This window comes from Nonomuraea cavernae, from assembly GCF_014646355.1.
In the GTDB taxonomy this organism is placed as follows: domain Bacteria; phylum Actinomycetota; class Actinomycetes; order Streptosporangiales; family Streptosporangiaceae; genus Nonomuraea; species Nonomuraea cavernae.
In genome coordinates, this window is sequence record NZ_BMNH01000001.1 from 338,675 (window position 1) to 353,226 (window position 14,552).

The following is a 14,552-nucleotide window of genomic DNA, read 5'->3' on the forward strand; positions in this document are numbered from 1 at the left end:
CCGAGGAACGCGAAGGCCGAGGACACGAAAACCGGGAACACGAAGAGGGGACTTTCGACCCTAGCCGTCCCCGGAACCAGCCGGAACCCTGATGGTGCGCTGTGCTGAAAATCATTCGGATATGGGCCGTGAGGAGGCTGTCGTGCCTGGTGACGAGCGTGATCGGAGATGGGCGACGGCTCCCCGGCCGCACCGGGTCGTGGAGCGGCGGACCGACGGGCCGGGGCGGGTGACCCTGTCCCTGACACCGGCGTCCCCGCCCAAGGCCGGCGCGGACCGACCGGCCACCCGGCCGCTGCCAGGGCAGTACTGGGTGCTCGACCTGGAGGGCGGGGTGCAGGTGCCCGCCGTCGACGTGACGGACCTGACGGAGGCGTGCGGCGACGCGGTGGTCCAGGTGACCACGCTGCGCGTGCCGTGCGGGCAGACCATGGGCGTGGTCGGCGACCTGATCGAGGTCAGGGGGCCGATGGGCGCGGGCTGGGACCTGGAGTCCGTGACCGGTCGCGACCTGGTGCTCATCGGCTGGGACACCGGGGTCGCCCTGCTGAGCCCGCTCGTCGAGCAGGCCGAGGCGCGGGGTGTCCGCAGCGTCCGCATGTGGGCCGGGGGCTGCGAACGCTGGCTGTCGCGACCCGAGTGGCGCGACCTGGCCGGCCGGGACGGGGTGCGCCTGTCGCCCGGACCGGACATGAGCGCCGCCGCCGGCGAGCTGGACCTCGACCCCGGCAACACGATCGCCCTGGTGGCCGGCCCCTGGCCGATGGCCTGCGACACCGCGCGGGCGCTGATCGACCGTGGGCTGCCCGCCGCGTCGGTCCAGCTGGCCGCCCACTCGTTCCTGCGGTGCGGCAACAGGCGCTGCGGCCGGTGCCGGCTCGCCCCTTCCGGAGGCGTGCTGCGGGCCTGCCTGGACGGCCCGGTCCTCGCCTACGACCGGATCATGCAAGGTGCCTGAGTTGAGCACGGCCCCGAGCGCCCGCTGGAGCCGAGATGAGCACACCACCCGCCGGCCGCCTGGAGCCGAGATGAGCACGCCCCCCGGCGTCCGCCTGGAGCAGCATCACGAGACGGGAGACACCATGCCTTCCCCCGCGACCTCCCCCGCGGAGTCCCTCACGACGGCCCCCTCGCCGCGGCGCACGCTGAAGCTGACCGAGCGCGAGTCCCTCGACCTCCTCCGCAGCGTCACGCTGGGCCGGGTCGTCTTCACCCAGCATGCGCTGCCCGCGATCCGCCCGGTGAACCACATCGTCGACGAGGAAGCGGTGATCATCCGCAGCCATCTGGGGGCCGCCATCGTCTCCCACTCGGCGGTACGGGGCGGCGCGGTCGTGGCCTACGAGGCCGAGGACCTGGATCCGGTCGAGCACGTGGGCTGGAGCGTCATCGTCACCGGCACCGCCCGGCTCGTCACCGAGCCCGCCGCCGTCACCCGGTACCGGAAGCTGCTCAGGCCCTGGGTCGAGCCCGAGATGGACCAGGTCATCTCCATCCAGATCGAGATGATCAGCGGGATCCGGCTGGTCGACGGGCGGCGGCAGGACTGATCGACCGGCCGGGTCCGGCTGAAAGTTTCACCGCACGTTGCCGGTCCGGTTCGTACGTGTTTCAATGCGTTCGCGCGACTGCTGCCGGGCGGGTAGGTCGTGGGCGGGTTCCTCTGTCGTTCGAACAAGGGAATCCCCATGAGACTCTTCCGGTCGGCGGCCCTCGTGGCCGCGCTGGCCGTGGCCCTGGTCACCACCGCCCTGATGATCCCGCGTCAGGCCCAGGCCCACGGCGTCACGATGTTCCCCGGCGCCCGTACCTTCCTGTGCTGGCAGGACGGGCTCCGGGACAACGGGCAGATCATCTCCTACAACCCCGCGTGCGCGGCGGCCGTCGCGCAGAGCGGTACCACTCCGCTGTACAACTGGTTCGCCGTGCTGCGCTCCGACGGCGGCGGCCGGACCTCGGGGTTCATCCCCGACGGGCAGCTCTGCAGCGGCGGCACCGGCGGGCCGTACGACTTCAGCGCCTACAACGCGGTCCGCTCCGACTGGCCGCTGACCCACCTGACCTCGGGCGCCACCATCCAGGTCAAGCACAGCAACTGGGCCTCGCACCCGGGCTCGTTCGTCTACTACGTCACCAAGAACGGCTGGAACCCCAACGGGCCGCTGAAGTGGTCCGACCTGGAGTCGTTCGGCAGCGTGACCGACCCGCCGCAGTCCGGCGGGCCGGGCGGGCTCAACTACTACCACTGGAACGTCCAACTGCCGTCCGGGAAGACCGGCCGGCACATGATCTACATCCACTGGATCCGCGCCGACAGCCAGGAGAACTTCTACAGCTGCTCCGACGTCGTCTTCGACGGCGGCAACGGCGAGGTCACCGGTGTCGGCCCGGGCGGCACGTCCTCGCCGACCCCGACCGTCACGCCCACGGTCACACCCACCGCCACGCCGACCGGCGGCGGGTGCGCCGCCACCTGGCGCACCATCGCCACCCCGAACTGGCCGGGCCACTTCCAGGCCGAGGTGACCGTGCGCAACCAGGGGGCGAGCACGCTGAACGGCTGGACGGTCCGCTGGACGTACGGTGGCGGCCAGGGGTTCGACGGCTCGCCCTGGAACGGCGTGCTGACCGGGCAACCGCCGTCCGTGACGGTCAAGAACGCCGCGTACAACGGGCAGCTCGCGGCGAACTCGACCACCACGTTCGGGTTCAACGCCACGGGCACCGCTCCGGATCCCGCGCCCGCGCTGACCTGCTCAAGCCCGTAGGCGTCGGCGCATGACGACGGAAGTTCGCCGGCCGGCGCCGCGCCGGACGAGGACGGTGGTGGCCGCCGCCGTGGCCTTGGCCGTCCTCGCCGGGGCGGCGCTGGTCGTCCACCTGCACCTGTCCGGGAGGCAGGAGCTGCGCGCGCGGCTCACCGACCGGGTGACGGCCCTGCTGGAGCGGGCCTCACCGGCCGAGCACCACGAGCACGGGCACGAGTTCGGGCCGGACGCCGGGCGCGTGGTCTGCGCGGTGGACGTGTTCGGCACCGACCCGGCCGACGCCGGCACGGTGGCGGAGGTGACGTGGGTCTACGCGCACCACATGTGCGCGATCACCGGCCCGGGCGCCGGATGGTCGGTCTCGGTGCGCGCGTCCGGCCCGATCGCCGTCCGGCTGGGCACCCCCGACCGGGTACGGGTGCCGCAGTCCGGCGCCGGTTACCCGGAACGGGTCAGGGAGCTGATCCCCGAGCGCTATCACGACGAGGCGTTCGGCGGTTTCGGCGACGAGGACGCGATCGAGGCGGCCCGCGAGAGATTCGTCCGGGCGACCCGCTGACGGATCCGGGCGGCCCGCTGACCGACACGCGAGGCGGCGGCCCCGTGGAGCGGCGGGAGGCCGGGACCCGGCACGCGGAACGCGGCCGGCGGGGAGAGGAGGGGTTCTCCCCGCCGGCCGCGTCAGCCACCCGGGCGGGATGGTGTCGTGGAACGGTCGCACGACGGTTGGCGGCGTCACCTCCTCACGGGACCTACGTGTGGGAGCGCTCCCAACAGGGTCTTGGCACGCGGTGGCGGATGTCAACGCACGCCGTCCTGACGGCCCCTCCCGCACGCCTCATCAGCCCTCCGACATGAAACTTTCAGCCGGCCGGAGCCGCTCGGGACAGCCGCGCGGATCAGGTGAGCCGGTGACTCCCTGGGCCACCTGCTGCTCATCGGGTGAGCCGCGACCGAGGGGACGGCGTCAGCCCGGCGCGTGCGAGTCGTGCTCGGCGTGCGCCCTGCGGAGCAGGTCCATCAGCTTTTCCTCGTCGCGGATCCTGGCCCGGTACTTCTCCGGCAGCTTGCGGATCGCGGCCTCCTCCGCGAGCAGGTCGCGGAAGATCTCCTCGCGCCGGACCGGGTCGCGTTCGACGTACAGGTACTCGGTGGCGTGGCGGCGCGCGCAGGACACCGCGTTCTGCGCCCGCCCCTTGGCGCTGACCAGGGAGGCGATCACGGTGACGACGAGGACTCCGATGATGACCGCGAGGGACAGCCCGGTGCTGATCTCGACCACCTTCACCGGCTCGCCGTCGTTGATGAACGGCACGTTGTTCTCGTGCAGGGCGTGCAGGATCAGCTTCACGCCGATGAAGGCGAGGATGGCGGCCAGCCCGATGGCCAGGTAGATGAGCCGGTCGAGCAGCCCGTCGATGAGGAAGTACAGCTGGCGCAGCCCGACCAGGGCGAACGCGGTGGCGGTGAAGACCAGGTAGACGTTCTGGGTCAGGCCGAAGATGGCCGGGATGGAGTCGAGCGCGAAGAGCAGGTCGGTGCCACCGATCGCGATCATGACCAGCAGCATCGGGGTCATGACCCGCTTGCCGTTGGCGACCGTGAAGAGCTTGTCGCCATCGTAGGTGTCGGAGGCGGGCAGCATCTTGCGGGCGACGCGGACGACCAGGTTGTCCGACGAGTGGCCCTCCTCGCTCTCGGGCTTGAGCAGCTGGCCGGCGGTGATCAGCAGGATGAGGCCGAAGAGGTAGAACACCCACGCGAACGTGTTGATCAGCGCGGCGCCGAGGAAGATGAACCCGGTCCGGGCGACCAGCGCGAAGACGATGCCGAAGAGCAGCACCTTCTGCTGGGAGGCCCGGGGCACCTTGAAGCTCGACATGATGACGAGGAAGACGAACAGGTTGTCGACCGAGAGCGCCTTCTCCGTCACGTAACCGGCGAAGTACTGAACACCCATCTCGGCGTCGCCGAAGAACCACACGCCGACCCCGAAGAGCAGGGCGACGCCCACGTAGCCGGCCGACCACCACGCGGCCTCGGAGAGTGTCGGAGCGTGCGCCTTGCGCACGTGGAAGACGAAGTCGAACACGAGCAGGCCGGCGATCCCGATGACCGTCAGCCACCAGACGACAGCGGGTACGTCCATTTCACGACTCCATGGTTCGGCTGCGACCTGCCTTGATCGGGTTTGCTCCGCGTCTGTTACCCGGCGAACATCCCCTCAAGCCGCGCGCACTCTCCGGCCGGATCGGGGATGACTCTTTGCTCTCGGGGCATCGGGCCTTGATGACCGGGTGGGAAGAGGCCCATCGAGGGAGAGGAAACCGGGGACATGACTGACAATCCGAGCACAGGATCCCACTTGGGCGGCAAGCGCGAGGTGCTGACCAACCGGCAGGGACATCCGGTCTACGACAACCAGAACCAGCGGACCGTGGGCGCGCGCGGCCCGGCGACGCTCGAGAACTACCAGTTCCTCGAGAAGATCAGCCACTTCGACCGTGAGCGGATCCCCGAGCGCGTGGTCCATGCCCGCGGGGTCACCAGCCACGGCTTCTTCGAGGCGTACGGCAGACTCGGCGACGAGCCGATCAGCCGCTACACCCGAGCGAAGATCTTCCAGGAGGAGGGCAAGCGCACCGATGTCGCGGTCAGGTTCTCCACGGTCATCGGCGGGCGCGACTCGGCGGAGACCGCCCGCGACCCGCGCGGCTTCGCGATCAAGTTCTACACCGAGGACGGCAACTGGGACCTGGTCGGCAACAACCTCGCCGTCTTCTTCATCAGGGACGCGATCAAGTTCCCCGACGTCATCCACGCGCTCAAGCCGGATCCGGTGACCTTCAGGCAGGAGCCCGCGCGGATCTTCGACTTCATGTCGCAGACGCCCGAGAGCATCCACATGCTGGTCAACCTGTTCAGCCCGCGCGGCATCCCGGCGGACTACCGGCACATGCAGGGCTTCGGCGTCAACACCTACAAATGGGTCAACCAGCAGGGCGAGACGGTCCTGGTCAAGTATCACTGGATGCCCAAGCAGGGCGTACGCAGCATGACCGAGGCCGACGCGGCGGCCGTACAGGCGAACGACCTCGGGCACGCGACCAGAGACCTGCACGAGGCGATCGACCGCGGCGACTACCCCGAGTGGGAGCTGCTGGTGCAGGTCATGAGCGACGACGAGCACCCCGAGCTGGACTTCGACCCGCTCGACGACACCAAGGTGTGGCCCGAGAACGAGTTCCCGGCCCGGCCGGTCGGTCGCATGGTGCTCAACCGCAACGTGGACAACAACTTCGCCGAGAACGAGCAGATCTCCTTCGGCACCGGCGTGCTCATCGACGGCCTGGACTTCTCCGACGACAAGATGCTGGTCGGCCGGACGTTCTCCTACAGCGACACCCAGCGCTACCGAGTCGGCCCCAACTACCTGCAGTTGCCGATCAACCAGGCGCGCAACTCTCCGGTCCGCACCAACCAGCGCGACGGCCAGATGACCTACTTCGTCGACACCGCTGGGGAGAGCCCGCACATCAACTACGAGCCATCGCTGGTCGACGGGCTGCGCGAGGCCGACTACCCGACCGTGGACGAGCAGGGCCCGGTCATCTCCGGACGGCTCACCCGCAAGCGCATCCCGCGGACCAACGACTACGTCCAGGCGGGTCAGCGCTACCTGCTGATGGAGCAGTGGGAGCGCGACGACCTGGTGGACAACTTCATCACCGCGCTCAAGCAGTGCGACCCGCGCGTCCAGGAGCGGATGGTCTGGCACTTTCTGCTCGTGGAGGACGACCTCGGCCTGCGCGTCGGCGAGGGGCTCGGCATCCGTCCCGAGGACGTCGCCGACCTCCCGCCGCTCGACACGCAGACCCTGACCGACGAGGAGCGGGCACGCCTGTCGAACCTGGGCGCCAACGGGCCGCGCGACGTCAGCGACCTGAAGATGACGCACTGCGTGCCCAACGAGCGGGCCGCTCACGCCGGATAGCTCCTCACGTGGGCCCGGCCGTCGCGCCCGGCGGCGCGGGCCCGCCACGTTCGACGACCCCGCGAGAGGAACACCATGCCCGAGTCCCCCGTCATGCCGGAAACCATGGAAGAGACCGATGTCGTCGATCTGCTGGTGGCCCAGCATGTGATGATCCAGGACCTGTTCGACGAGGTCGAGCGGGCGTCCGCCGGCCGCCGGTACGAGTCGTTCACCCGCCTGGTGCGGCTGCTGGCCGTACACGAGACCATCGAGGAGCAGATCGTCCACCCCTACGCCCGGCTGGTGCTCCATGACGGCGACGCGGTCGTCGACGAGCGCCTGACCGAGGAGAGGGAGGCCAAGGAACTGCTGAGGGACCTGGACCGGACGGGGCCGGACGCCCGCGGATTCGAGACGCGCCTCGCCGCGCTGCGCGCCGCCGTCACCGAGCACGCCCGCAACGAGGAGAGGGTCGAGTTCCCGAGGCTGCGCGCCACCACGTCGGTGGCCCAGCGCCGGGCGCTGGCGGCCTGGGTCAAGGCCGCCGCCGCGCTGGCGCCGACCCATCCCCATCCGGGGATCGAGTCGGCGGTGACCAATATGGTGCTCGGCGCTCCCATCGCGATGATGGACCGGGCTCGCGACCTGATCCGCCAGGCGATGGCCGAGCAGGACTGACCACTGGTCGGACGAGCCGCTGGTCGGACGAGCCGCTGGTCCGACTAGCCGCTGGTCCGGCAGCCGCTAGTCCGACAGCCCGGCGCGCAGTTGGGAGAGGACGTTGCGCAGGATGCGGGAGACGTGCATCTGCGAGATGCCGAACTCCGCGGCGATCTCCGACTGCGTCATGTTGCCGTAGAAGCGCAGCAGGAGGATCTTCTTCTCCCGCGCGGGCAGGGAGTCGATGAGCGGTTTCACGGCGTGCTTGTCGATCAGGACGCTGAGCGAGTGGTCTTCCTCGGGGATGACGTCCCCGAGCGTGGCGTCGTCGTCGGGGCCGCCCAGCGGGGCGTCGAGCGACAGGGTGCTGTAGGCGGCCGACGCGTCGAGCGTCAGCAGCACGTCCTCCTGCGAGATGTTCATCCGGGCCGCCAGCTCGGCGACGGTCGGCGCCCGGCCGAGGTCCTGGGAGAGGTCGGAGCTGAGCTTGTTGAGCTCGGAACGGCGCTCCTGGTAGACGCGGGGCACCCTGATGGCCCAGGTGCGGTCCCGGAAGTGGCGCTTGACCTCGCCCGTCATGGTGACGACCGCGTATCCCCTGAACTCGTGGCCGAGGGAGGCGTCGAAGCCGTTGATCGCCTTCATCAGGCCCACGTACGCGGCCTGGAGCAGATCCTCCATGGGCTCGCCCCGGTAGCGGTAGCGCCGGGCGATCTCGTGCGCGAGCCGGTCGTGCATCTCCACCAACCGCTCACGCAACCGCTCGCGGGCGCTCTCGGGCGTATCCGGGTTGACCATCTCGGTGAGGAGTTGTTCGGCGGTCATTTCGGTGAGCACGAGTTCCTGGACAGCCATACCTGCTCCTTGTTCAGCGGGCGGCCACATGCAGGAAAAGTCCAGGCAGAAGCACGCCTCACCCATTCTCGAGGCGAAGCCCTCTGCTGGACTTCGATAGGTATGTACCCATTTCTCGCAGAATATTCCGCCGACTTTGGCGGCGAAGTGGAGGAGGCACGTCAGGCCGTCCCGCTTCTCTTTCCCGGGCGGGCCGTATACCGTCGCCAAGACTGAGGTGTTCGGGCAGTCGAAGGCGGCGAGTCGGTGCGGTCGTGGGCGCGGTTACCGGTCGGCCGGCCAGTATGGCTCGACGGCGCCGACACCGAGGCCGTCGCGCTGGCGACCGACCCCCTGCCTGACGACGCCCCCGCGCTCGTCACCTACCTGCCCGCCGACGCGCGCTCCACCACCGGCTTCGTCGCCGCCGTGCTGTGCGAGCTCCAGCGCACCGCCGTCGCGTTGTTCCCCGCCTGGCTGCCCGGCGCCGAAGGGCTCGACGGGCCGGGAGGCGCGGGCATGGCCGCCGTACGCACGCTGGCTCTGCGCCGGGCGTCGGCCAGCGACCACTTCGGGCCGTTCCTGGCCGAGCTGGCCGAGCTGGCGCTGTCCGGCCGGCCTGACGCGCCCAGCGGGTTCTCCCCCGAGACACGGGCCGCCGGGCTGGCCCGAGTGATCGCCACGAGCTTCGGCAGGTCACGCGCGGCACTCCTGGTCGACGTGCCCGCCGGGCTCTCACCGGCCGGCCAGGAGGTGCTCGTCGCGGGTTGCGAGTGGCTCGCCCAGCGCGGCCAGCTGGGTGTCTGGCTGACCGGCGCCCCACTCGACACCGACCGCGTCCCGCACGTGACACCTCCACTCGACACCAAGCGCATCCAGCACGTGACACCTCCACTCGACGGCGATGAGGGGCGGCCGCGCGTGAGTTATCCGGCGGTGGCCGGGCGGCCGCATCCGGGGAGCCGGAGCGAGCAGGCGCTGGAGGCCGCGCTGGCGCGGTACGCGTGGGCTGCCGGACGGGCCTGGAACCAGACCTACCGGCCGCACCCCCTGGCCGCCCCGGTGCGGGTCGACCTCCTGTGGCAGGACGAACGGTGCGTCGTCGAGATCGACGGCCCGGAGCACCGCCGCCCCCGGACGTTCGACGAGGACCGGCGGCGCGACGTACGCCTCCAGCTCGCCGGTTACGCCGTACTCCGCTTCACCGATTCCCATGTGTTGACCGACCCGCAAGCCGTGGTCCGCCAGATCGAGCTGTATCTCAGCCGTCGCCGTGGAACACCGGAAGGATGACCGATGTCAGAGCGCGCACTGTCGCTCCCCGAATTCTCCGCCCTGGTCGTGCTGGCCGTGGAGGCCCGTGAGATCTCCAACAGCGAGCTCAAGGAGCGCTGCGGGCTGACGATCGACGGTGCGAAACGGCGCAGACTCAACGAGCTCAAGCTGGTCGACAGCTGGAAGCAGGGGCGCACGTTCGTCCACGTGCTGACCGACTCCGGCTGGGCCCGCCTGGCCGAGGACCTCCGCGCCGGCCGGGTCCCGGCGTTCACCGGATCGTCGGGGGTGCTGGCACGGGCGCTGCTCGGCTGGCTGCCCGCCTTCCTGGAGCGCACCGACCAGCGACTCGCCGACGTCTTCCAGCCCGCCGAGGTCGAGGCGGGACAGGCTCCGGCCGAGGATGCTCCGGCCGGTGAGGTTCCGACCGGTGAGGTTCCGACCGAGGAGGTCCTGCGCGGGAAGGGCCCGGGCGAGGAGCCGGGCGAGCTGGAGGCGCGCGTCCGCGCCGCCTACGCCGAGCTGGCCGCCGAGCCCGGCGCCTGGGTCAGCCTGACGAGGCTCCGCCCGCTCCTGGGCGACGCGCCGAGGCAGCGGGTCGACGAGACCCTCGTACGGATGGAGCGGCTGGCCGACGTCAACCTCGTCCCCGAGTCCAACCAGAAGGCTCTCACGGCGCAGGATCGGGAGGCGGCCGTCATCATCGGAGACCAGGACAAGCACCTGCTCTGGATCGGCAAGCCGTGACGGCCCCCGGCGCCGACGCCCTGGAGGCACTCAGCTTCAACTACACCGAAGGCGCCGACGACGTGTGGCGGCACTCGGACTTCCACGTGGAGGGCCTGCACGGCGCGTCCACGAAGGTGCTGCTCGACGGCCTGGCCGAGGCCGGGAGCCGGCCCGACGCCAGCCCCATCGGCGTGGTCGTGCAGGGCCAGCGCGGCGCGGGCAAGACGCACCTGCTCGGCTGGATGCGCGAGCGGACGCAGCGGGAGGGGGGCTACTTCGTCCTGGCCGGGCTGCTGGACGCCAAGGGCTTCTGGGAGAGCATGGTCGTGTCCCTCCTCGACAGCCTCGCCCGTGAGGGCGCGAACGGGGAGAGCCAGCTCAAGGTGTTCCTGTCCCGTCTGGCGGCGGTGGCGGACGTGCCGAGGATGGTACGACGGGCGGTGACCGGAAAGAAGTCCGTCACCCGGGAGGAGCTCGAAACGTTCGTCGGCGCGCTCCGCCGCTTCGACCGGAAGGTCGGCAGCCTGGCCCAGGACGCCGCGCGGGCGCTCGTGCTCTACGCCTCCGACGACCTCGGCCTGCAGGACCTCGGCGAGGCGTACCTGTCGTCGGTGCCCGAGGGCGAGCCGGGCGAGCGCGCGCGGTGGGGCATCAGGCAGGTCGACCGGACCCCGCAGGAGATCGTCAGGGACATCTCGCACCTGCTCGCGCTCACCGGCCCCACGGTCGTCGCCGTCGACCAGATCGACGCGCTGGTGGCCCAGTCGCTGACCTCGACGGATCCCACGACGGTCCACGACGCCGGCGAACGCCTCATGATCGAGCGGATCGCCGGCGGCCTGATGGCCCTGCGCGAATACACCCGCCGCACCCTCACCGTCGTGTCCTGCATCCCCGCGACGTGGACCCTCATCGAGAAGGTGGCGACCGACACGGTCCGCGACCGCTTCCGGCAGGCCGCGCCGTTGATGACCATCCCCGACGCCGAGACCGGGCGCCGGCTGGTGGCCAGACGGTTCGAGGTGCAGTACCAGGCGGCCGGGATCGAGCCGCCGTACCCGACGTGGCCGGTGCGGCCCTCGGCCTTCGAGGACGCCCCCGGCTTCACCCCGCGTCAGCTGCTCATCCGGATCGACGGGCACGTCCAGGCCTGCCTGAACGACGGCGAGGTCAGGGAGCTGGACGGCTTCCGGCGCACCACCCCGGCCCCGGCGGCGCCTGCCACCGACCTCGCTCAGCTCGCCGACGTCGCGGAACTCGCCGACATCGACGCCCTGTACGCCAAGCTGCGCGAAGCCGTGGCCCGGCCCGTGCCGGACTCGGCCACCGAGGACGCGATCATGCCCGCCCTGCTGTCGGCCGGGCTGTCGGCCTGGATCGCCGAGCAGGGCGACGCGGGGCGCGAGTTCAGCCAGGACCCTCCGCCCAGCTCCAAGCCGCCCCTGCACGCGCGGCTGCGCCGGACCCTCGACGAGGCCACCGAGGACGAGATGCACTGGGGGTTCCGCGCGGTCGGCGCGGAGAACGCCGTCGCGGCGCTGAACCGGGTGCGCAAGGCGGCCGTCGCCGCCGGGCTGGACGCCGAGGTGCCCAAGCGGCGGTTGTTCGTGCTGCGGAACACCCCGTGGTCGAGGGGGCCTCGCACCAGGGAGGTCATCGAGGCGTTCGAGCGCGCGGGCGGGCGGACACTGGCCCTGGGCGACGACGACCTGCGGGAGCTGGCCGTGCTCAAGGAGCTGCTCGCGGCCGGGCCGCCGCACCTGGCCGCCTGGCTGGTCTCCCGCCGGCCCACCCGGCAGATCGCCTTCCTCACCGAGGCCCTCTCCGCCCCCTGGACCGTTCCCACTCATCCCGAACCCGCTCAGACCGCATCTGTTCGGGACGAACACACCCAGACTGGACCCGCCCACACCGGACCCACCCAGGCCGGACCCGCGCAGGCCGGACCCGCGCAGGCCGGACCCACCCAGGCCGGACCCGCGCAGGCCGGACCCGCGCAGGCCGGACCCGCGCAGACCAGATCGGCTCAGACCGGACCCACGCAGCCCGCTCAGACCGGATCGGCGGGCTTCGGGCGGGCAGAGGCGGCGGCGCGGATCGTGGTCGGGCGGGCCGTGGAGGGCGGCGCGCCGGCGAGTGTCGAGCTGGAGGCACTCAGGAAGCACACCGCGATCTTCGCCGGCTCCGGGTCGGGCAAGACGGTGCTCATCCGGCGGTTGATCGAGGAGTGCGCCCTGCGAGGGGTGTCGTCCATCGTCCTCGACCCGAACAACGACCTGGCCCGGCTGGGCGACAGGTGGCCGGCGCCACCGGCGCACTGGGAGGACGGCGACGCGCGCCGGGCCGACGAGTACCTGGCGAACACCGACGTGATCGTCTGGACCCCGAGACGAGCGACGGGAAGGCCGCTGAGCTTCCACCCGTTGCCCGACTTCGCCGACGTGGCCGACGATCCCGACGAGTTCGCCGAGGCCGTGGAGGCGGCCATGGCCTCGATCGTGCCCCGGGTCAAGCTCAACGCCTCCACCGGCAAGGCGCAGCTCGGTCAGGCGGTGCTCAGGAAGGCGCTCGAGCACTACGGCCGCTCCGGCGGGACGCGCCTCAGGGGCCTGGTCGCGTTGCTGTCCGAGTTGCCCGAGGGCGTGAGCGAGCTGGCCGACGCCCCGCGCATCGCGGCCGGCCTGGCCCAGTCGCTGACGGCGGCGATGGACAACGACCCGCTGTTCGGTGGCGAGGGCGAGCCGGTGGACCCCGGCCTGCTGCTCACCCCGCCTCCGGGCAAGCGGGCCCGCGTCTCGGTGATCAGCCTGGCCGGGCTTCCGGCCGACGAGCAGCGGCAGAGCTTCGTCGGCCGGCTCCAGATGGCGCTGTTCGCCTGGATCAAGAAGCACCCCGCCGGTGACCGGCCGCTCGGCGGCCTGTTCGTGATGGACGAGGCGCAGACGTTCGCCCCGGCCGTCGGAGGCGCGACCGCCTGCCTGCGCAGCACGCTGGCGCTCGCCTCCCAGGCCCGTAAGTACGGCCTCGGCCTCGTCTTCGCCACCCAGGCGCCCAAGGGGCTGCACAACCAGATCCCCGGCAACGCCGCGACCCAGTTCTTCGGCCTGCTGAACGCGCCGATCCAGATCAACACGGCCAAGGAGATGGCCCAGGCCAAAGGCGGCAGCGTGCCCGAGATATCCCGTTTGACCTCCGGTGAGTTCTACCTCGCGGCGGAGGGCCGTGCCTTCGTCAAGACGCGGGTCCCCATGTGCCTGAGCCACCACCCCAAGACCCCGCTCACCACCGAGGAGGTCATCGCTAGAGCGGCGGCGTCCGCGCCATGACCCCCACCCAGCTGCGCGCGTACGCCGCCGTGGTGCGTCTGGGCTCGGTCAAGCTGGCCGCCGCGGAGCTCGACGTCTCCGAGGCCGCCGTCTCCCTGCACATCGGGCAGCTGCGCAAGGAGTTCGGCGACCGGCTGTTCGCCAGGACCGCCTCCGGGCTCGCGTTCACGCCCGGCGGGCTGCGGCTGGCCAGCCGCGCGGCAGAGCTGCTCAGCCTGCAGGAACGCACGATCATCGAGGTCGGCCAGGCGGCCCAGGGCCGCAGACTGCTGCGGGTCGCCGCGTCGAGCCTGTTCGCCGAGCACGCCGCGCCCGGACTGATCGGGCTGTTCGCCGGACGGGCCGCCGACCTGGACGTGGAGCTGAGCGTGCACGACCCGAGGCAGTTCGGCGCGCTGCTGCACTCGCGGACCGTCGACGTGGCGATCGGCCCCAACCCGGGCAACGTGGACGGCTCCCTGGTCTCCAAGCCGTTCCTCAACTATCAGATCGTGGTGGTCTGCGGGCCCGACCACCCGTTCGCCGGCCGCGACGTCGGCTTCCACCAGTTGCGCGAGCAGATGTGGCTGCTCGGCCCGTCGGCCGCGACCGACCTCGGCGCCGTGCCCACCATGCTGCGCAGGCTCAACGTGCCGGAGGAGCACCAGCAGATCTACCAGAGCCACGCGGCGGCGCTGGAGGAGGCCAAGCGCGGCAGCGGAGTCGCGGCGGCGATCTCGTTCGCGGTGGGACAGGACCTGGCCAACGGCCGGCTGACCCGCGTCACCGGCCAGTCCCTCCGCTTCGACGGCACCTGGGTGACGCTCACGCTGGCCGAACGCGGCGCTCCCCCGGCGGCGGCCGAACTCGTCAGGTTCGTCACCAGCCCGCGCGCCACCCAGGCCATGCTGCGCGGCCCGGGCGTGAACGTCGGCCGCTTCCGCCCGTCCATCCACATCACGCTCTGGAGCTAGAGAGTCGGTCATCCAGTGGCGGTGACGTGTG

The 14,552-nt window shown here is 71.2% G+C and carries 12 protein-coding genes; 10 read left to right on the top strand and 2 right to left on the bottom strand.

Features of this window, described 5'->3' with window-relative positions; translation table 11 throughout:
• Nucleotides 1-142: 142 nt before the first annotated feature.
• From IEY82_RS01575 to IEY82_RS01590, 4 genes are all read left to right on the top strand, one after another.
• Nucleotides 143-958: a ferredoxin reductase domain-containing protein gene (locus IEY82_RS01575; RefSeq protein ID WP_189122110.1), complete on the top strand. Its 816-nt coding sequence runs from the start codon at nt 143-145 to the stop codon at nt 956-958.
• A gap of 70 nt (nt 959-1,028) precedes the next feature.
• Nucleotides 1,029-1,550, top strand: a complete 522-nt coding sequence (locus IEY82_RS01580) for a pyridoxamine 5'-phosphate oxidase family protein (protein ID WP_225261982.1) — start codon at nt 1,029-1,031, stop codon at nt 1,548-1,550.
• Nucleotides 1,551-1,688: 138 nt separating this feature from the next.
• On the top strand, nt 1,689-2,768 hold the full coding sequence (locus IEY82_RS01585; protein ID WP_189122111.1) for a lytic polysaccharide monooxygenase auxiliary activity family 9 protein: 1,080 nt from the start codon (nt 1,689-1,691) through the stop codon (nt 2,766-2,768).
• Nucleotides 2,769-2,778: 10 nt separating this feature from the next.
• Nucleotides 2,779-3,327, top strand: a complete 549-nt coding sequence (locus tag IEY82_RS01590) for a hypothetical protein (RefSeq protein ID WP_189122112.1) — start codon at nt 2,779-2,781, stop codon at nt 3,325-3,327.
• A 408-nt stretch (nt 3,328-3,735) separates the two neighbouring features.
• On the opposite strand, the gene IEY82_RS01595 is transcribed toward IEY82_RS01590, so the two are convergent.
• Entirely contained in the window at nt 3,736-4,917 is a 1,182-nt protein-coding gene (locus IEY82_RS01595; protein WP_189122113.1) for a TerC family protein, read from the bottom strand.
• A 186-nt stretch (nt 4,918-5,103) separates the two neighbouring features.
• Here IEY82_RS01595 and IEY82_RS01600 point away from each other — a divergent pair, with 186 nt between their 5' ends.
• Both IEY82_RS01600 and IEY82_RS01605 read left to right on the top strand, forming a co-directional pair.
• Nucleotides 5,104-6,762: a catalase gene (locus IEY82_RS01600; RefSeq protein WP_189122114.1), complete on the top strand. Its 1,659-nt coding sequence runs from the start codon at nt 5,104-5,106 to the stop codon at nt 6,760-6,762.
• A 105-nt stretch (nt 6,763-6,867) separates the two neighbouring features.
• Nucleotides 6,868-7,422, top strand: a complete 555-nt coding sequence (locus IEY82_RS01605; protein WP_189122115.1) for a hemerythrin domain-containing protein — start codon at nt 6,868-6,870, stop codon at nt 7,420-7,422.
• Between the two features lie 66 nt (nt 7,423-7,488).
• On the opposite strand, the gene IEY82_RS01610 is transcribed toward IEY82_RS01605, so the two are convergent.
• A complete protein-coding gene (locus IEY82_RS01610) occupies nt 7,489-8,259 on the bottom strand; it encodes a SigB/SigF/SigG family RNA polymerase sigma factor (RefSeq protein ID WP_189122116.1) in 771 nt (256 codons plus the stop codon).
• Nucleotides 8,260-8,505: 246 nt separating this feature from the next.
• Here IEY82_RS01610 and IEY82_RS01615 point away from each other — a divergent pair, with 246 nt between their 5' ends.
• Genes IEY82_RS01615 through IEY82_RS01630 form a run of 4 tightly spaced genes read left to right on the top strand, consistent with a single transcriptional unit; the run spans nt 8,506 to nt 14,521 of the window.
• The gene (locus tag IEY82_RS01615) at nt 8,506-9,531 is read left to right on the top strand and encodes an endonuclease domain-containing protein (protein WP_189122117.1); all 1,026 of its coding nucleotides are present in this window, start codon (nt 8,506-8,508) and stop codon (nt 9,529-9,531) included.
• Nucleotides 9,532-9,534: 3 nt separating this feature from the next.
• Entirely contained in the window at nt 9,535-10,260 is a 726-nt protein-coding gene (locus IEY82_RS01620) for a hypothetical protein (RefSeq protein WP_225261984.1), read from the top strand.
• Nucleotides 10,257-13,568: a helicase HerA domain-containing protein gene (locus IEY82_RS01625; protein WP_225261986.1), complete on the top strand. Its 3,312-nt coding sequence runs from the start codon at nt 10,257-10,259 to the stop codon at nt 13,566-13,568. The genes IEY82_RS01620 and IEY82_RS01625 overlap by 4 nt, the downstream gene beginning before the upstream one ends.
• Complete coding sequence (locus tag IEY82_RS01630) at nt 13,565-14,521, top strand: LysR family transcriptional regulator (protein WP_189122118.1); 957 nt, start codon at nt 13,565-13,567, stop codon at nt 14,519-14,521. Before IEY82_RS01625 ends, IEY82_RS01630 begins: the two co-directional genes overlap by 4 nt.
• The last annotated feature ends 31 nt before the right edge of the window (nt 14,522-14,552 follow it).